The sequence below is a fragment of the Marseilla massiliensis genome (assembly GCF_016899955.1).
GTDB classification, from domain to species: Bacteria; Bacteroidota; Bacteroidia; order Bacteroidales; family Bacteroidaceae; genus Prevotella; species Prevotella intestinigallinarum.
On sequence record NZ_JACJJL010000019.1, the window covers coordinates 39,203 to 57,903 of the forward strand.

General features: G+C 59.2%; 19 protein-coding genes. 1 reads left to right on the plus strand and 18 read right to left on the minus strand.

All coding sequences use genetic code 11. The features are described from left to right. Positions 1–98: 98 nt before the first annotated feature. The 11 genes from H6B30_RS11205 to ftsY form a co-directional block, all read right to left on the minus strand. Positions 99–797: a phosphatase PAP2 family protein gene (locus H6B30_RS11205; RefSeq protein ID WP_205110637.1), complete on the minus strand. Its 699-nt coding sequence runs from the start codon at positions 795–797 to the stop codon at positions 99–101. A gap of 13 nt (positions 798–810) precedes the next feature. Next, positions 811–3,381, minus strand: coding sequence for a BatD family protein (locus tag H6B30_RS11210; RefSeq protein ID WP_205110639.1), 2,571 nt, complete (start codon positions 3,379–3,381; stop codon positions 811–813). Positions 3,382–3,393: 12 nt separating this feature from the next. Continuing rightward, the gene (locus tag H6B30_RS11215; protein WP_205110642.1) at positions 3,394–5,085 is read right to left on the minus strand and encodes a VWA domain-containing protein; all 1,692 of its coding nucleotides are present in this window, start codon (positions 5,083–5,085) and stop codon (positions 3,394–3,396) included. A gap of 33 nt (positions 5,086–5,118) precedes the next feature. After that, a complete protein-coding gene (locus tag H6B30_RS11220) occupies positions 5,119–6,117 on the minus strand; it encodes a vWA domain-containing protein (RefSeq protein WP_205110644.1) in 999 nt (332 codons plus the stop codon). A gap of 47 nt (positions 6,118–6,164) precedes the next feature. Next, positions 6,165–7,235 (minus strand): BatD family protein, encoded by a 1,071-nt coding sequence (locus H6B30_RS11225; protein ID WP_205110646.1) that lies wholly within the window; start codon positions 7,233–7,235, stop codon positions 6,165–6,167. 57 nt (positions 7,236–7,292) lie between these two features. After that, positions 7,293–8,162 (minus strand): DUF58 domain-containing protein, encoded by an 870-nt coding sequence (locus H6B30_RS11230; RefSeq protein WP_205110715.1) that lies wholly within the window; start codon positions 8,160–8,162, stop codon positions 7,293–7,295. Between the two features lie 2 nt (positions 8,163–8,164). Next, positions 8,165–9,160, minus strand: a complete 996-nt coding sequence (locus H6B30_RS11235) for an AAA family ATPase (protein WP_205110648.1) — start codon at positions 9,158–9,160, stop codon at positions 8,165–8,167. Between the two features lie 381 nt (positions 9,161–9,541). Then, entirely contained in the window at positions 9,542–11,059 is a 1,518-nt protein-coding gene (locus H6B30_RS11240) for an HU family DNA-binding protein (RefSeq protein WP_205110650.1), read from the minus strand. 11 nt (positions 11,060–11,070) lie between these two features. Then, a complete protein-coding gene (locus tag H6B30_RS11245; RefSeq protein ID WP_205110652.1) occupies positions 11,071–11,355 on the minus strand; it encodes an HU family DNA-binding protein in 285 nt (94 codons plus the stop codon). 11 nt (positions 11,356–11,366) lie between these two features. Further along, positions 11,367–12,671: a 30S ribosomal protein S12 methylthiotransferase RimO gene (gene rimO / locus H6B30_RS11250; RefSeq protein ID WP_205110654.1), complete on the minus strand. Its 1,305-nt coding sequence runs from the start codon at positions 12,669–12,671 to the stop codon at positions 11,367–11,369. A gap of 2 nt (positions 12,672–12,673) precedes the next feature. Further along, positions 12,674–13,630, minus strand: coding sequence for a signal recognition particle-docking protein FtsY (gene ftsY / locus H6B30_RS11255; RefSeq protein WP_205110656.1), 957 nt, complete (start codon positions 13,628–13,630; stop codon positions 12,674–12,676). Positions 13,631–13,745: 115 nt separating this feature from the next. On the opposite strand from ftsY, the gene H6B30_RS11260 reads away from it, so the two are divergent. Continuing rightward, positions 13,746–13,940, plus strand: coding sequence for a hypothetical protein (locus tag H6B30_RS11260; protein ID WP_205110657.1), 195 nt, complete (start codon positions 13,746–13,748; stop codon positions 13,938–13,940). A 7-nt stretch (positions 13,941–13,947) separates the two neighbouring features. Here the strand turns inward: H6B30_RS11260 and H6B30_RS11265 are convergent, their stop codons facing one another. The 7 genes from H6B30_RS11265 to H6B30_RS11295 form a co-directional block, all read right to left on the minus strand. Then, positions 13,948–14,106, minus strand: a complete 159-nt coding sequence (locus H6B30_RS11265) for a DUF4295 domain-containing protein (protein ID WP_205110659.1) — start codon at positions 14,104–14,106, stop codon at positions 13,948–13,950. 21 nt (positions 14,107–14,127) lie between these two features. Next, positions 14,128–14,316, minus strand: coding sequence for a 50S ribosomal protein L33 (gene rpmG, locus H6B30_RS11270; protein WP_205110661.1), 189 nt, complete (start codon positions 14,314–14,316; stop codon positions 14,128–14,130). A gap of 6 nt (positions 14,317–14,322) precedes the next feature. Then, entirely contained in the window at positions 14,323–14,586 is a 264-nt protein-coding gene (rpmB, locus tag H6B30_RS11275) for a 50S ribosomal protein L28 (protein ID WP_205110662.1), read from the minus strand. A gap of 201 nt (positions 14,587–14,787) precedes the next feature. Further along, positions 14,788–15,318, minus strand: coding sequence for a CinA family protein (locus tag H6B30_RS11280; RefSeq protein ID WP_205110664.1), 531 nt, complete (start codon positions 15,316–15,318; stop codon positions 14,788–14,790). A 42-nt stretch (positions 15,319–15,360) separates the two neighbouring features. Continuing rightward, positions 15,361–16,395 (minus strand): tRNA (adenosine(37)-N6)-threonylcarbamoyltransferase complex transferase subunit TsaD, encoded by a 1,035-nt coding sequence (gene tsaD, locus H6B30_RS11285; protein ID WP_205110666.1) that lies wholly within the window; start codon positions 16,393–16,395, stop codon positions 15,361–15,363. Between the two features lie 11 nt (positions 16,396–16,406). Further along, on the minus strand, positions 16,407–17,267 hold the full coding sequence (map, locus tag H6B30_RS11290; protein ID WP_239483916.1) for a type I methionyl aminopeptidase: 861 nt from the start codon (positions 17,265–17,267) through the stop codon (positions 16,407–16,409). Between the two features lie 153 nt (positions 17,268–17,420). Further along, positions 17,421–17,933: an RNA polymerase sigma factor gene (locus tag H6B30_RS11295; protein WP_205110668.1), complete on the minus strand. Its 513-nt coding sequence runs from the start codon at positions 17,931–17,933 to the stop codon at positions 17,421–17,423. Positions 17,934–18,701 lie beyond the last annotated feature (768 nt).

An 18,701-nucleotide genomic window follows, 5' to 3' on the forward strand; every position in this document is an offset into this window, starting at 1 on the left:
CCGCACGGCGCGACATACGGCCTAAGCCTGTGGCATGACGGTCGCCGGGGCCTTGCCGGGGCCCGGGCCATGTGCCCCGCCGGCGGCCTGCAGGCAGGCTAAGCCAGGGTGAGGCAGCCGCGGAAGATGCAGTAGACCAGCGTGAAGGCCAGCACCGACAGCACTACGTTGATGTCGGAATGCTGATAGCCGGTGGATGTGTACTGCGAAGAGATGAAGCCCTTGCCCACCTTCATGCGCACGTAGATGCGGCAGTAGGCCCAATAGACGGCAAAGCCCACAAGGCCGCCCCACAGCAGTCCGCAGAGTATGTCGCCGGGATAGTGAACCCCGAGGTATACGCGGGTCCAGCAGTTGGTGAGCGACCACGCCACCAGGGCCACCGAGAGAGCCCTGCTACGCACGAGCAGGCAGAAGAACACGGCCACGCTGAACGTGTTGGCCGCATGAGCCGAAAAGAAACCGTATTTGCCGCCACGGTAGCCGTCGACCACATCGACCAGGATGCCTATCTGCGGGTCGTGGGTGGGCCGCCAGCGGGCAACAAGCGGCTTGACGAGGGTGTCGTCGACGGTGCCGGCAAGGAGCACGCAGGCTGCCGCGCAGGCCACCACAAGCAGTATCTGGCGCACGTTCTCGTTGTTCTTGAGCACAAGGTAGAACAGCGCCACATATAGCGGCACCCACGTGGATGCCGTGGTCAGGGCCATGGCCAAGCCGTCGAGAAATAGAGAGTCGCTGCCGTTGAGCGCCAGCAGCAGCTGCTTGTCGAACTGTATTATCGGCTCAAAATCCATCAGCGGATGTCATTTATATTATTTCAATCTTTGAAGTCTCAATCCAGCCTTCCTTGCCGTCGGCCACACGTATCTCCTTCCAGCCGCGCATGGTGCCGTCGGTTATCTCGACCTTGGTGCCCTCGTGCAGTATGAACAGGTCGGTGCCGCTCTTCGAGGGCGTGCTCTTTACTGGCACGGCCGACGAGATGATGATGGCGCCTGTGCGGTTGACGAGTTCCTGTCGCTGCTGGTAGGCGAAGAGGTTGGCCAATATGAACACGGCTATGAAGGCCAGCCCGCCGAAGAAGCCCACCTTGCGCACCCATATTCGGGCCGAAAAAAGGTAGGCCAGCGCGAGCACTATGGCCAGCGCAAACGAGACGAGCGCCGTCCGCGCCCACCCGTCGACGCTCATGATGTTGACCAGCGCGTGGTACCATGTCACGAAAAACATCTCCGACTCGGGAGTTATCTTGTCGATGGTCTTGCTGCGTGCCATCTGCAGGTTGAACCGTATGTCGCCGTCGCCGGGCGAGAGCAACAGGGCTCGCTCGTAGTTGAGCACGGCCCGGGTGATGTTGTCGGTGCGGTAGTAGGCGTTGCCCAGGTTGTAGTAAAGCTCGGCGCTGACGCCGTCGTGCAGCAGTTCCTCGTAGTCTTTGATGGCCTGCTGGTACTGCTGTCGGGCGTAGGCGCTGTCGGCGTTGGCCTTGGTTATGGCCCCGGCGTCAGACGGCAGCCACGCCATGAGGGCGAGCAGCAGCACCGTGGCCGTGGCTGCGGCGCTCTTCTTGCGTTTCTTCATTGTCTCCTCTATTCTCATTATTGCTGTCATGGCAGCTTCGAACGTCTTGCTCATGTTGCCCTTGACGTCGCCCGGGGCGTAGCGCTCAAACTCACACTCGTCGAGCGCCCCGATGAACAGGGCTATGGTCTCGTCGCCCACGCTGCGCTCGGCGAGCCGCTGGCTGATGTTTTCGCGCGACAGTTTCTCGACGGGTATGCTGAGCTTGTCGCCCACATATCCCCACAGGGCGCGCAGCACTTCGTCGTAGAACAGCGAAGCCTTGCCATCCAACATCAGGCGGTTGGCCTTCTTCAGGCGCTTTGTGGCCACCTTGTTGGCTTTCTTGCCACGCATGCGGTCGATGTTGGCGTTGGCTATGGCGCGGTGGCGGAAGACGACGAACAGCGACACGAAGATGGCAGCGAGCACGCACATGGCCACCCAGTAGGCTGTAGAGCCGAAGAAGAAGTCGCCGATGTCGTGAACGTCGGCATCGCCTGTCTTGATGCCTCGTATGTCTTTGTTGAGCTGGTCGTCGGCAGCATCGCCAGTATAGTCGCTCACGCTGGCACTGCCCGAGCCCTTGGCCACGTTCAGGGTGAAGGCCTGCGTCTTTACAGTCTTATAGGCGTTGGCCTCAGTGTCGTAATAAACAAACTCTATGGGCGGTATCTCATACTTGCCCTGGTTGCGCGGCACGGCAAGGAAGTCGTAAACCATGTTGCCCTCCACGCCGTTGCTCGTGAGCTTGGTCTTGTCGGTCACCTTGGCGTCGTAGGTGTCGAAGTCCTTGGGGAACTTCACCTCGGGCTTCTTTATCAGCTTGAGGTTGCCCCTGCCGCTGACTATGACACGCAGCGTGACGGGGTTGTTGGCCTTGATGTCGGTCTTGTTGAGCTGGGCCGAGATGGTGAAGCTGCCCACTCCGCCGGAGAACCCTGCGGGGCGCGCCGGCAGCGGGTCGACTTGTATGGTGAGGCCCGGAGCCTTTATCTTCTTCTTCACCTCGACATAGCCCGAGCCTCCGTTGAAAAACGCCTCGAACGGGTCGACATCGCGGTTTTGCTGTATCACTATGCCGTCGAAGGTGATGCTCGGTATCTCGAGCTTGCCGGTAATCTGTGGGAACATCACATACTGGCTCCATGTCACCGTGCGGTATGGGCGCCCGTTGACAGTCTCTATCTTGTAGCTCTTCTGCTGCGGCAGCTGCACCTCCTGGGTGTGGAAGCCCTTGAGGTCGGGCATGTTGCCCTTGAGCGACGTCAGGTCGACGAGCGTGTAGACCTTGTACGTAAGCAGTATGGGCTCTTGCTCGTGCACCCTGCGCTTGTTGGCGCTGACCTTTATGAACAGGTCGGAACCGCTGATGCGCGAGCCTGCCGGCCGCAAACCGCCCTCGCCCTGGCCCTGCTGGCCCTGCGCCCCCTGCCTCGAGGTTCCGCTAACCTTGATGCGGAGCTGGTTTGAGGCAATGGTCTTGCCCCCTACGCTGATGTGGGCGGCAGGTATCGAGTAGGTGCCGGCCTTGTTGGCGCATATTATATATGTGTAAGTGATTGACGACGATGAGCTGGTGTGCCCGTTAACCATCTGGAAGCTCGACTGCGACGACGTGCTCGGCCCCATGAGCACCTCCAGCTCTGCCGGTATGGTGCCCACGCGGAAGCCGTTGACGTTTTGCGTGTTGACGGTATATGTAAGGCGGAACTGCTCGCCGACGGCCACCTCGGCCGGGGCGTCGGCCACCAGCCTCTGTGCCGCTGCCACAATCACGGCCATGATAAATGCGAATAATACAGATGCTCTTCTCATAACGTTACTCTATCACCAGTTTTTCTGCAACTTGCGCGAACGCGGCTGCTGCATGGCTTTCTTCATCCGCTCCTGCGTGCTCTTCTCCTGCTGCACGGCAGCGTTGAGCAGCTGCTCGGCGTTCTCCTTGCTCATCTTCTCCGGGTCTTGCTTTTGCTGCTGCTGCTTGTTGTCCTTGTCTTTCTTGTTCTTGTCTTGCCCGTCTTGCTTGTTGTCCTTGTCTTCCTTGGGCTTGTTCTGCTGCTGTTGCTGCTGCTTGCGCTGCTGCCGCTTGCACAGCTCGAGGTTGTAGCGGGTGGTGTCGTCCTTAGGGTTTAGGCGCAGGGCAGCCTTGTAGGCCTCGATGGCCTCGGCATAGAGCTTGTGGCCCTGGCACACCACTCCGATGTTGTGGTAAGCCTGCGCCTTTCGCAAAGAGTTTGACTCGAGCTTCGTGGCCGCCTCAAACGAGGTGATGGCCGCCGAGTCTTTCTTCTGTGCGAGCAGGGCGTTGCCCAGGTTGAACTCAGCCTGCGGGTTGCGCGGGTTCTTCTCGATGGCCTTGCGGTAGGCCACCTCGGCCCCGGCATAGTCGCCGGCACGGAAGAGGCGGTTGCCGTCGCGTATGTACTGGCGGTCGGACTGCGCCATGGCCGTGGCCGTTGACGCGATGAGCAGCGCCGCCATGGCTACGGCCTTCTTGCGGCGGGCAAAGAGCCTTACGTTGCGGAACAGCGGGTTCTTCCTGTCGAGCAGGCATGTCTCGATGATGAGCAGCAGCAGGGCTATGAGCCCGAAGGCCTGGAACTGCTCGTCGTAGTCACTGTAAATAGTGCTCGATGTCTCTTTCTTTGCCAGCTTGTCGAGCTCAGAGTTGAGCTGCTCCTGGGCGTTGCTGTTGTTGTCGACGTGGATGTATGCCCCGCCTCCAGCTTCGGCTACCTGCTTGCACATGTCTTCATTGAGCGCCGACATGACGGTGTTGCCCGCATTGTCCTTTATGTAGTCGCCGGTGTCGGGCATGCGTATGGGCGAACCCTTGGGCGAGCCCACACCTAGCACATAGACGCGCATGCCCTTCTTGCGGGCGGCCTCGGCAGCCTCGACGGCCCCACCCTCATGGTCTTCGCCGTCGGTGATGACGATGATAGCCTTGCCTATGCCTTGCTGCTGGGTGAAGCTGTGGGTGGCCATCTCGATGGCCCTTGCCACGTCGGTGCCCTGTGTGGCTATCATCGATGGCGATATGTCGCTGAGAAACATCTTTGCCGACACATAGTCGCTGGTGATGGGCAGCTGGACGAAAGCGTCGCCGGCGAAGACTATCAGGCCAACCTTGTCGTCGGTGAAGTTGTCGACAAGGTTCTCGACCATCATCTTGCTCCTGTCAAGGCGGCTCGGCTCCACGTCTTCGGCAAACATGGAGTTGCTTATGTCCATGGCAATGATGGTTTCTATTCCGGTGCGCTTCTCGTGGCTTATCTTGGTTCCCATCTGCGGCCGCGCGAGCATGACCACGAGCAGCGCCAGCACGGCTTCGAGAAGCCAGAACTTGGCATCGGGCCGCCAGCGCGACACGCCTGGCATGAGCTGGCGCAGCAGCGCCGGGTCGCCAAACCTGCGCAAGCGCCTGCGCTGCCTGCGGGCAAGCACGAAGCGTATGAGCGCCAGCACCGGCACGGCGGCCAAAAGATACAGGTATGCGGGATCTTCAAATCTGAACATGATTACTCACTGTTTTCTTTATCCTTGATTAGGTTACGGTATTCTCCTGAAGACGGTGATGCGCAGCAACAGCTCCAGCAGCAGCGCCAGGGCTGCAGCGGCCGCAAACGGCTGGTAGGCGTCGTAGCGCTTGCTGAACTGCGTTACGCTGAGCTTCGACTTCTCGAGCTTGTCAATCTCCTTGTATATCTCGTGCAGCTCGCCCGTGTTGGTTGCCCTGTAGAAGTCGGCGTTGGTGGTGGCGGCGATGTCGCTGAGCGTACGCGTGTCTATCTCGACCGGCACGTTGACATACTGCACCCCTCCGGCCACCGGCATCGGGTAAGGCGCCACCTTGTTGGTGCCCACGCCGATGGTGTAGACCCTTATGCCGAGGCTCTTAGCTATCTCGGCCGAGGTCATTGGCGACAGGTCGCCCATGTTGTTGCTTCCGTCGGTGAGCAGTATTACCACCTTGCTCTTTGCCTTAGAGTCCTTGAGTCGGCTCACGGCGCTGGCCAGGCCCATGCCTATGGCCGTACCGTCTTGTATGAGGCCGCGCGCGGCTATGTCGGTGCGCACGTTCTGCAGCAGGTTGAGCAACGACGAGTGGTCGGTGGTCATGGGGCACTGCGTGAAGGCCTCGCCAGCGAAAATGGTAAGGCCAATGTTGTCGTCGGGCCGTCCCGATATGAACTCGGCGGCCACCTGCTTGGCAGCCTCGAGGCGGTTGGGCTTGAGGTCTTCGGCCAGCATGCTGGTGGAGACGTCGATGGCGAGCATGATGTCGATGCCCTCGACGGTCTTGTTCTTCCACGAGTTCTGCGTCTGCGGGCGAGCCAGCACAATGACCAGCATTACGAAAGCCACCACGCGAAGCAGCATCTGCAGCGGCATGAGCCGCACCTTCCAGCTCTTCGGGGCAAACCTGTAGGCAAACGTGTCGGCCACGCGCATCGTGGGCTCGCTCTTCTTCCTGTACATCAGGTACCACAGCAGGTAGGGTATGACGAGCAGCAGCAGGAAAAGGTATTCTTTATTGGCAAATTCCATCTTTCGGTATCCTCTTTATCTTTATGTCAGCCTATGCCCGCGGGCGTTCAAGCCATCAGCCTGTACATGGCGTAGACCACGTAGACAAGTATGGCGGCGCAGGCGGCGGCCAGCAGCCACACTGCCACGCGCAGCACGCGCCTCGTCTTGACCGTGCGCACCTGCTCTGTGGTGAGCTGGGGGCGCACCACCTCTTCGGCGGGCATGTTCTCGAGCTTGGTCTGGTTGATGAACTCAATGGCATTGACAAGGTTCATGTCATTCTCGTTGATGAGCGTGGAGTACTTGGCAAACTTCACAAGGTCGGCCGTACGGAAGAGCGCGCGCAACTCGTCGAGCGACTTGTCGTCGGCCACGGCCATCAGCCGATCTATAATCTCGCTGCTGGTCATCTCCATGGCACTGAAGCCGTAGCGCTCCTCTATGTACTTGCGGAGCGTGTCGGTGAGCCGTGTGTAGTATTCCTTCTGGTTTTCCGACTGCACCATCTTCTCCTCCTTGATGTGCTCGATGGCCTTCATGGCCTTCTGGTGGGGCAGCAGTCGCTTCACCACCTTTATCGAGGCTATGACGGGCTTGCCCGTGCGCAGCCGCACATAGAGGTAATAGCCCAACGCGCCGAGCACGAGCATGAGCACGCTGAGCCAGAACGGCAGGCTCCAGTCGCCCCATGAGAACGGGTTGTCCTGCACGCCCTTGGGCCCGAAGAACTTGTCGACGTTGGCCGTGTCTACCGGCACCTCGATTACCTTCAGCGCAAGGCTCTTGCTCTTGTACTGCTTTCCGTCGACGGTCACGGCAAACGGTGGCAGGTAATACAGCTTTCCGTCAAACGAGGTCAGTGTGTATATGCGGCTGTATGAGGCCATGCCGTTGTCGAGCGGCTCCTTGCCTGTCTCGGTCGAGCTGAGCACCTCGACCCCGGGCGTGACCATCTGCTGCGGCTTGAACACGGGGAAGGCCACGTTGGCCTTGTCGCCGGCCGTCACCGTCAGCGTGACGTGCACCTGCTCGCCGATGAACATCTCGATAGAGTCTATGCGGGCCTCTACCGACACTTGTGCCGAGAGCGGCAACACAGTGGCCATCAGTAATATAAAAGCTACAATCTTCTTCATCAATGAGTGTCTTTGTTTGCATTCATGGCAGCCATGGCGGCGCCACGACTAAAGCCGTCAGCCGCGCTTCTTGAAGAGCAGCAGCAGCGACTTGACGAAATCTTCGTCGGTGGATATTGATATGTTGTCGACGTTGCTCTTGTTGAACGCATCCTGAAGCATGGCCTGGCGGTTGAGCCAGTACTGGCGGTGGGCCTGGCGCAGGCGCCTGCTGCCCGTGTCGATGTACTGCTCGAAGCCTGTCTCGGCGTCGACCACCTTGAGCAGGCCCACATCGGGCAGCTCCTTGGCAAAGGGGTCGTAAACCTGTATGGCAGCGATGTCGTGCTTGCGGTTGCAGATGGTGAGCGACTGTGAGAAACTGTCGCGCACGTAGAAATCGCTGAGCACGAAGGCGGTACAACGCCTCTTGATGACGCTCGAGAGGAACTGCAGCGCCACGTTGATGTCGGTACGCCGGCTCTCGCCCTTGAAATCGAGCATCTCGCGGATGATGTAGAGTATGTGCCTGCGCCCTTTTTTGGGCGGTATGTACTTCTCTATCTTGTCTGAGAAGAATATCACCCCGGTCTTGTCATTGTTCTGTATGGCGCTGAAAGCCAGCGTGGCGGCAATCTCCGTCACCATGTCGCGCTTCATCTGGCGGCGCGTGCCGAAGTCGAGCGAGCCGCTCACGTCGATGAGAAGCATCACCGTAAGCTCACGCTCCTCCTCGAACACCTTGACATAGGGGCGGTGGAAGCGGGCGGTGACATTCCAGTCGATGTCGCGCACGTCGTCGCCAAACTGGTAGTCGCGCACCTCGCTGAAAGCCATGCCACGGCCCTTGAACGCCGTGTGGTACTGCCCGGCGAAGATGTTCGAGCTCAGCCCGCGGGCCTTGATCTCGATTTTGCGTACTTTCTTTATAATCTCCTGGGCTTCCATCGTCAAGGCACTTCAACCTTATTTATTATCCGGCTGATGATTTCCTCGCTTGTCACGCTGCTGGCCTCGGCCTCGTAGGTCAGGCCGATGCGGTGGCGGAGCACGTCGTGGGCTATGGCGCGCACGTCTTCGGGCACCACGTAGCCGCGGCGCTTGATAAACGCGTATGCCCTCGACGCCTTTGCAAGGCTGATGCTGGCACGCGGGCTGCCGCCAAAGGCTATCATGTCCTTGAGCTCCTTGAGCCCGTAGCGGTCGGGGTAGCGCGTGGCAAACACGATGTCGGCAATGTACTGCTCTATCTTCTCGTCGATGTACACCTCGCGCACCACGCTGCGCGCCTGCAGTATCTCGGCGGCCGTGGTCACGGGCATCACCTTTGGCAGGCTGCCGGCAATGTTCTCGCGTATGATTTTCTTTTCTTCGTCTATCGTGGGATAGCTTATCACCACCTTCAGCATGAAGCGGTCAACCTGGGCCTCGGGCAGCGGGTAGGTGCCTTCCTGCTCGATGGGGTTCTGCGTGGCCATGACAAGGAACAGCTCGGGCAGCCCGAACGTCTCGCTGCCTATGGTCACCTGCTTCTCCTGCATCGACTCGAGCAGCGCGCTCTGCACCTTGGCCGGGGCGCGGTTTATTTCGTCGGCAAGCACGAAGTTGGCAAACACAGGGCCTTTCTTCACCTGGAACTTCTCTTCTTTCTGAGAGTATATCATCGTTCCGATTACGTCGGCAGGCAACAAATCGGGTGTAAACTGGATTCGGTTGTAGTCGGCATCAATAAGTTGGGCCAATGTTTTGATTGCCAACGTCTTGGCCAGTCCGGGCACGCCTTCGAGCAGTATGTGCCCATCGCTGAGCAAACCAATGAGCAAGGTGTCCACCAGGTGCTTCTGGCCCACTATCACCCTATCCATGCCGGAGGTGAGGTTGGTAACAAACGCGCTTTGTTGTTCTATCCGCAGGTTAAGTTCGCGGATATCAATAGCTTCTGCCATAATTATGTGTCTATTTGTTGTTTATGTTCTATGCTGCTTAAAAGTAGGTGCAAAAATACTCAATAAGTGGGTGAAAACGGAATATAGCTATCTAAATTATATTAAAAACGTTTTTCAGACACTACATTTTAAGAAACTTTTCAGAATAGGCAAAATGCGCGTCAGACACGGGCAATAAGGCTGTGGCCGGCAGCCATGCGGCAACGGTAGCACCGCCCCGGCACAACTCAGGCCCGCCAACGGCGCCCGTGGGCTCCGCAGGCGGGCTTTATGCCCAAGTCGGCCGGTTCCGCCCTGTGTCTGTTAACAACGGCGCCTGTGACCAGAGCGCGGTTTCCGCCAACACCCAACCGTGTTGTACTGCCGGAAACCGCCGCGGCCCTAACGCCGTTTCTTGCGCAGTTCAAGCTTGGGTATCTTCAGCGCCTGCCCCTCCTTGAGGTCGGCATTGGCAGGCAGGCCGTTGTAAACTTCTATGTAGCACTCCATGCCCGGGCCGAGCATGCGGTCGCTGATGCGCTGCAGGCTCTCGCCCTGCTTCACTCTTACCACGCGGTCGGTGCCCACTATGCGGTATGCACCTGTGCGCACCCTGCTGTCCATGGCGTCATACTTTGCCGGGTCGAACGCCTTGGCCTCGGTAGGCCGGGCCTTGCCACCTTCATCATTGCCTGCTGCTTTCTCCGCGGGGGCAGCGGCCTTGCCAGCGGGTGGCACCGCCGTGGCGGTATCGGCAGGTGCAGCCTTCGCCGCGGCCGAGTCGGCTGTTGCGGCAGGCTGCACACTCTTTACCGGCTGTACCGCCGGCTTTGCCTGCGTAGCGGTCTGCCCGCGGCCGCCGTCCTTGGCCAAGGCCGGGCCGTAGGCTTTGTAGAGCCCGAACAGATAGCCGCCGTAAGCCGATGCAGCCATGAGCACCACAACCAGCAGGCTGAGCATAGCCGCGCGCACGCCGCGCCCCCGGGCTCCGGCCTCCGGCTCGGGCACTGCCTCGCCATCGTCTGCCTTTTCCGCACAAGCTGTTGGCGAAGAAGGGGAAATGCCAGTCCTGCCGGCGCTCTCTTCCACACGGTCAACGGCCGGAATGACAGTCTCGCCAGCGTCTGCCTCTGCCTGGGCTTCGGCATCCGAAGCCGAAGACTGCCCCGCATCGGGGCCAGCCACGCTGACGGCAGCAGGTTGCGCGTGGTTTTCCAAAGACACAGCTGCGGCATGTTTGTCGCCGGCATCGGTCACAGCCCCGACAGAAGGCCCGGCCACGGACGTGGCGCCCGTAGCTTCCGGCCCGGCCTCCGCATCTGCGGCGTCTGGGCCGGAAGAGCCACCGTTGCCAGCGGCGGGCCCGGCAAGACCACCATCCGGCTCACGAGACAAGCCCTCCTGCCCATGGCCATTGGCAGCATTGCCGTTCATGCCACTGCCATCGCCGGCATCGGGTTCGGTATCGATTTCGGCCGCCGGTTCAGCCTCTTGCTCGGCATCCGAGTCGGCATAGCCTTCGGAAATGTCGCCATCAGTCTCTACGGCCGGTTCCGGCACGGGTTCCCCCCCCTGCTGCTCTATGTCGTCGAACTCCACCCCATCGTTGAGCACCACGGTCTCAAACTGCGAGAAGGGCTTGTTGACAATCTCCTTCATTATGGAGTCGGGCGTGAATGTAATCTTTCCGTAACTGCCAATGAGCATGCGCTCGCCACTGTTAACGTTGACGCTTTCCCTTGCGCTCACCTCGATGAGCTTGAACGTGCCCAGCCCCTTCACCTTGACCAGCTTGTCACGTTCGAGGGCAACACGCACCACGTCGAACATCGTTGACACGAACGAGCGTGCCACGCTCTCCTCGAGCTTCTTTCTCTCGGCCAGCACACGGGCCAGCTCCTGCACAGTAATCATGTTCATGGGCGGCAGTGTCATTGCAATTGTGTCTTAACCTTGTCTTTCCAGTCGTCTACGGGCCTGAAGCCCAGCACCAGCTTCGGGGGCACGAGCATCCGCTGCTGCGTGCTCGGGTTGACCATTATGCGCTCCATCTTCTTGCGCACGTCGAAGGTTCCGAAGTCGTCGATGGCCACCGCGGTGCCGTCCTGGAAAGCATCGCCGAGCGCGTCGACGATGGTGTTGACCATCTTCTGAGTTGCGGCTGCGGTGTATCCTGTGCGCCGCGACAGTTCGGCTATAAAATCCTTGTTGTTCATGAGAAACAGAGTCAGTCGAATATTGTTGTGGCATAGAGGTCAAATTCCTCCGCACCTGTTATCTTGGCATCGTAATAGTGGCCCACGGCCAGTTTCCGCTCGGCTGCGGGCAGCAGCACCTCGGGGTCGACCTCCGGCGAGCAGAACTCCGTGCGGCCCACGTAGTAGTCGCCCTCACGGCGGTCAATGACCACCTTCATGACACTGCCCACCTTTGCAGCCTCCACCTCGGCGCTGATTTCCTGTTGCAGCGCCATGAGCCTGTCGAGCCGCCGCTGCTTCACCTCGGGCGGCACGTCGTCGGCGTAGTGTTCTGCAGAGTAAGTGCCGTCTTCCTCTGAATAAGCAAAGGCTCCCATGCGCTCGAACCGTGCCCAGCGCACAAAGTCCATCAGCTGGTCGAAGTCGTCGTCGGTCTCGCCCGGGAATCCCACCATGAGCGTTGTCCTGATGTGTATGCCCGGCACCTCGGCGCGCAGTCGCTCGACGAGCCTGTATGTCTCGTCCTTGGTGACGTTGCGGCGCATTCTCGACAGCATGTTGTCAGAGATGTGCTGCAGGGCAATGTCGAGGTAACGGCACACATTGGGCCTTTCGGCCATGACCTTGAGCAAATCCCAAGGGAAATGCGCCGGGTAGGCGTAGTGCAGCCTCACCCATTGCACGCCCGGCACCGACGCTATCCTGTCGACGAGCTCGGCAATGTGCTGCCTGCCGTCGATGTCGACGCCGTAGTATGTCAGTTCCTGGGCTATCACCTGGAACTCTGTGGTGCCCCCGGCCACGAGCTGTTCCACCTCGGCCACTATCTCGTCGACGGGGCGGCTGGCATGCCTTCCGGTCATGATGGGTATTGCGCAGTAGGCGCATGTGCGGTCGCAGCCCTCGCTGATCTTCAGGTAAGCGTAATGGCGGGGCGTGGTGACATGGCGCGTGGCGCCGCACACCTCGGTGCCCGGGTTGCCCATGTCGGCAATGAGCTGCTTGTAGTCAAACTTGCCGTAATACTTGTCTACCTGTGGTATCTCTGCCTCGAGCTCCGCCTTGTAACGCTGCGACAGGCACCCCATCACATAGAGGCGGCTGATGCGCCCCTCTTCCTTGGCCTGGGCGAACTCGAGAATGGTGTCGATGCTTTCCTGCTTGGCGTCTTCGATGAATCCGCACGTGTTGATAACCACTATGTCGCCTTCGGGCGTGTCGCTGTCGTGCGTGCAGCTGTATCCGTTGGCCTCGAAGAGCCCCATGAGCGTCTCGCTGTCCACGAGGTTCTTGGAGCACCCCATGGTTATGATGTCTACCGTTGGCTTCTTCACTGTCAGTCTTTCTTGAATAATGAATCCACAAACTGGCGCTTGCTGAAGAGCTGGAGGTCTTCCATGCCCTCGCCCAGTCCGATGTACTTGACAGGCACCTTGAGCTGGTCGCTGATGCCTATGACCACCCCGCCCTTGGCTGTTCCGTCGAGCTTGGTGATGGCCAGCGATGTGATCTGGGTGACGGCCGAGAATTGCTTGGCCTGCTCGAAGGCGTTCTGCCCTGTGCTACCGTCGAGCACGAGCATCACCTCGTCGGGTGCCTGTGGCAGCACCTTCTTCATGACGTCCTTGATTTTCTTAAGCTCGTTCATCAGGCCAACCTTGTTGTGCAGTCGGCCGGCGGTATCGATGAGCACCACGTCGGCCCCGTTGGCCTTGGCGCTGCTGAGCGTGTCGAATGCCACCGACGCGGGGTCGCTGCCCATCTGCTGCTTGATGACGGGCACGCCGACGCGCTCACCCCATATGCACAGTTGCTCTACGGCTGCGGCACGGAAGGTGTCGGCAGCGCCGAGGTATACTTTCTTGCCGGCTTTCTTGAACTGGTAAGCCAGCTTGCCTATGGTGGTGGTCTTGCCCACCCCGTTGACGCCTACCACGAGTATCACGTATGGCGAATGGTCGGCGGGCAGTTCCCAGTTGTCGTTGTCGTCGGAGTTGTTCTCGGCCAGCAGCGCCGATATCTCGTCGCGGAGTATGCCGTTGAGCTCTGATGTGCTGATGTACTTGTCACGCGCCACGCGCTCTTCGATGCGCTTGATGATCTTGAGGGTGGTGTCCACTCCGACGTCGCTCGTGATGAGCACCTCCTCGAGGTTGTCGAGCACATCGTCGTCAACCTTCGACTTGCCGGCCACTGCACGGGCCAGTTTGTCGAAGACGCTTGTCTTGGTCTTCTCAAGACCTTTGTCGAGCGTTTCTTTCTTGTTTTTGTTGAAAAAGCCGAATATTCCCATATCGCGATATTTTGTGCTGAGACAATGCCGGCCGGCGCGGGGCACGGGCCCTTGGGCGCCGGTATGCACTTATCATCTGCAAAGATACGAATAAAAACCGAGAGTCGGAAAGATTATGGGGATAAAACAGGGGGTATACCGGAAGTTGGGAGAGCTGGGAGAGCTGAGAGGGCTGGGAGGACTGGGAGAGCTGGGAGAGCTGGGAGAGCTGGGAGGGCTGGGAGAGCTGGGAGAGCTGAGAGACAGCCACCATACAAAACAGCAAGCAGGCCACCCTGTCGTGGGGTGGCCTGCCGGATGTTATGAATAAAAGTATCTTAGTTCTTGAAGAAGTCCTTTACGGCCTCGTTGGGAACCATCTGCTCATCAAAGATGTAAGCACCCGTCTTCGGGCTCTTGACCATCCTTATCACTTTTGAGTAAGCGCGACCATCCTTTGAGCCTTCGTGGAGGGTTGCGACGGTTTTCTTTGCCATGTGTAAAGTGCCTTAAAAAAATTATTTAATCTCTTTGTGGAGAGTCATCTTCTTGAGGATGGGGTTGTACTTCATGAGCTCCATCCTGTCGGGAGTGTTCTTGCGGTTCTTCGTGGTGACATAGCGGCTTGTGCCGGGCAGTCCACTGTTCTTCATCTCAGTGCACTCCAGTATAACCTGTACGCGGTTGCCTTTAACTTTCTTTGCCATAATGAATTAGTCTCCTATCACTTTTATTTCCTTCCAGTCGCAGTATCCTTTGGAGACGGCTTGCTTCAATGCAGCGTCGAGCCCTACCTTGTTAATCAAGCGGAGGCCTGCAGCGCTGATCTTCAAGCTTATCCAGCAGTTCTCCTCAACATAGTAGAACTTCTTTCTGAAAAGGTTAACGTCAAAGCTGCGCTTTGTGCGGTGCTTTGAGTGAGACACATGGTTGCCTATCTGTGCCTTCTTACCCGTAATCTGACAAATCTTCGACATTTCTATCTAAGTTTTCTTTGTTCTTTTTAGTAACTTATTCCAAACAGGTTGCAAAGGTACGGCATTTTTTTCTAAAAACAAAATATTTGCCCTAAAAATCAGCGTTTTAATGATTTTTTTCTTTCGCTGTCACCATGTACCGGCCTTGCTGGCGTTGTGTCGGCAGCCATTGTTTGCCGTGCTGCCCGCGGCTCGGCGCGGTCACTCGTCTGCCCCTCCGCCGTTGTCGCCGGCCTGCTCTGCATCTTCTTCCCGCAGGAAGTCGAGGAACAGTTGCATGGACTTCTTTGTGGCTATGGCCAGGTTGATGTCACGCCCGTGGTCCTCTTCGACCTTGAGCGTCCTGACGCTGCCCGGCGATCCGCACGCCACCCAGATGGTGCCTACGGGTATCTCCTTCGACCCACCTGTGGGCCCGGCCAGTCCGGTTGCGGCTATGGCGAAGTCGGTGCACAGGGCCCTGCAAGCCCCCTCGACCATTGCCACGGCCACCTCTTCGCAAACGGCCGTCTTCTCTTCGATGAGTTCGTGGGGCACCCCGAGCATGCGCTCCTTTATCTCGTTGGCGTAAGAAATGATGCCCCCCTTGAAATACTTCGACGCCCCGGGCACCGAAATGATGGCCTCGGCTATGCGCCCGCCGGTGCAGCTCTCGGCTGTGCCGAGCGTCTGCTCCCTCTCCCAAAGCAGCTGGCTTATCTCCCTGCTTATTATCTTGCTTTCAAACTCCATGATGTGCTTTTGTGTATGTATGAGTGTAGTAAGTTTGTTTGTCTATTGGAACGTCACCTTCGAGAACGCCGGTGCGTCGATGCTGCAATGCACCCCGTCGAGGTACTTGTAGTAGCCCGTGATGGCAATCATTGCGGCGTTGTCGGTGGTGTAGCTGAACTTTGGTATGTATATGGTCCAGCCGTACCGTTCGGCATGGTCGCGGAAGGCGGCCCTGAGCCCGTTGTTGGCGCTCACCCCTCCGGCCACGGCCACGTGCTTTATCCCGGTCTGCTTGACAGCCTTGCGCAGTTTCTTCATGAGTATGTCTACTATGGTGTGCTCAAGGCTTGCGGCCAGGTCTTCCTTGTGGCGCTCTATGAAGTCGGGCTCTGCCGCCACCCAGTCGCGCAGCGAGTAGAGGAACGACGTCTTGAGGCCGCTGAAGCTGTAGTCGAGGCCCGGTATCTGCGGTTCGGCAAACTTGTAAGCCTGCGGGTTGCCCTGCCTTGCGAGCCTGTCGATGATTGGCCCCCCGGGGTATCCCAGTCCCATCACCTTCGAGCACTTGTCGATGGCCTCGCCTGCGGCGTCGTCGATGGTCTGGCCCAGCACCTCCATGTCGTTGTAGGCGTTGACCCTGACAATCTGCGAGTTGCCCCCGCTCACGAGCAGGCAGATGAATGGCAGCGGCGGCGCCGAAGTGTCGTCGTCGCTCTCTTTGATGAAATGCGCCATGACATGGCCCTGCAGGTGGTTGACATCGATGAGCGGTATGCCCAGCGAGCGCGCGAACCCCTTGGCGAAGCTCACGCCCACGAGCAGTGAGCCCATGAGCCCCGGCCCGCGGGTGAAGGCCACGGCCGACAGCCGGTCTTTGGTGATGCCCGCCCGCTTGAGGGCCTGGTCGACCACCGGCACCACGTTTTGCTGGTGGGCCCTCGAGGCCAGCTCGGGCACCACGCCACCGTAGGCCTTGTGCACATCCTGGCTGGCGGTGACGTTGCTCAGCAGCACCCCGTCGCGCAGCACGGCAGCCGAGGTGTCGTCGCAGCTGCTCTCTATGCCTAATATATATATGTCTTTGTTCTTTTCCATAGCATCCGTAATCAGTATGACAGTATCTCAACCCCGTGCTCGGTCATGAGGAAAGTGTGCTCCCACTGGGCGCTGGGCTTCTCGTCGCCCGTGATCACCTCCCAGCCGTACTCGTCGTCGGCGTCGATGAACACCTTCCACGTGCCCATGTTGATCATGGGCTCTATGGTGAACACCATGCCCGGCACGAGCAGCATGCCCGTGCCGCGGTGGCCGAAGTGCACCACCTCGGGCTCCTCGTGGAACTGAAGCCCCACGCCGTGGCCGCACAGGTCGCGCACCACCCCGTAGTGGTATTTCTCGGCGTGCTTCTGTATGGCGTGGCCTATGTCGCCCACGAAGCAGTAAGGCTTGGCGGCCTCGGCCCCTATCTCGAGGCACTCCCGGGCCACCCTGACGAGCTGCTCCTTCTCGGGTGTTGTCTTTCCGATGACATACATGCGTGAAGCGTCGGCGTAGTAGCCGTCGAGTATGGTTGTGAAGTCAACGTTGACGATGTCGCCCTCCTTGAGCACCACGGTGTCCTTGGGTATGCCGTGGCACACCACCTCGTTGATGCTCACGCAAACGCTCTTGGGGAATCCCTCGTAGCCGAGGCATGCCGGCACCCCGCCATGGCCCACGCAATAGTCGTGGCAAATACGGTCTATCTCGAGCGTGGTCATGCCGGCGTGAATCCGGCGGGCCACCTCGTCGAGCACGCCCGTGTTGACCACGCCGCTGCGGCGTATGCCCTCTATCTGCTCGGGCGTCTTCACCAGGTCGCGCGTTGGCACGAGCTTGCCTTTCTTCTCCCAGTACATCACCTGCTTGTCAAGCTCGGTGAGCTCCTGCCCGGGCAGGGCGTGCCATCTTTTTTTCTTTGAAAACATAATCTGTGTTGTCCTAAAGCGTTAAAACAATGCAAAAGTACAACTTTTCCGCCAAACCGCGGCATCATTCGCCCATTTCTTTGCCTGCCGGTCAATATTTCCGGCCTTGGGGCGACTGCCGGCGCTGGCCGCGCCCCTCGCCGGGGGCATGCCTCAGGCAAGCATACGGCTCATATACCGCCTCATCTCCTTGCGGGCGGCCCCGAGCCTGTTTTCAACGCTCTTGTAGGCCACGCCGAGCGTGTCGGATATCTCAGACACCCGCATGCCGCCCACCACGCTCATTGTGTAGATGCGCCTCGACTTGGGCGACAGCCGTGCCATGCCCCTCTCGAGCAGTTGCATTATCTCGGCCGGCGCATACACCGATGCCGGCCCGCTGTCGGTGCCACAGTCGCAGTGGCTCTTCACGTAAGTCTCGTGCCGCTCCACCGACTTGCGGTGGCGCCAGTAGTCGGCCACGATGTTGCGTGCCGCCGAGTAGACCAGGCACGGCAGCGTGACGGCCGATATCATCTTGTCGGTCTGCAGCAGCCGCAGGAATATTGTCTGCACCATGTCCTCGCTGTCGGCGGGACTGCCGGTGCACTTGGCCACGAAGGCCCTTAACTCGCCGAGATGGAGCGCGTAGTATTCGGCTATCAGGTTCTTGGAGGTTTCTGTCATTGGTTCGTTATAGTTTTAGTTTTTCAGTAATGCCCCGCCGCGCAGGAGCGGGACGCGCCGGGCGGCCGAGGCTTCCGGCGTTGTTTTTGCGTGGATAACGCAAGCGGGCGCCAAGGGGGCCTGGCCCATGGTTGCCCGGGTGCTGATTATCTATTGCAAAGATAACACATAAAGACGACAAGATGCAAATAATGGCGGGGGAAAATTGTGCAGAAAACAAAAATTCCCCTTTTCCAGACGGAAAAAACACCACCCCCGGCGACAACCAAGCCACCCACGCGCCACGGCACGGGCCGAACCGCAACGCGGCAAGGGCCATACGTGAAGGCCGTCCGGCCCCCATCGACCGGCCATACGGCACCGGCCGCCGCGGGGCGGCTGCCCGGGCACCGACCCACCCCGGCCGAGGCACCCGGAAACCGATTCGGGCCACGGCGGCAGCCGTCAGCCTCGTGGCCCGACAACCACCTGCCGCCCGCCTTCATGCCGGCCTGGCACACCGTGTGAACAAGCAAGCGGCAAGCAGCCTGCCGACGGGCAACCGCACTGGCAACGACAGGCAGCGGCAGGATGGCCAAGGCAGACACATGGTGACAACCAGGGACAGGCGGGAATACGGTAGGTATAGTAGTGCCAAAATGTAATAGATATCTATATATACTATTACATTTGGCACTATACCGTAAAACAGACAAACCGTAACTTTGGTGTCACCACTTGTCACCAACGCCCGGACCACCAGCCACAGCCACAGCCACCACAGCCAGC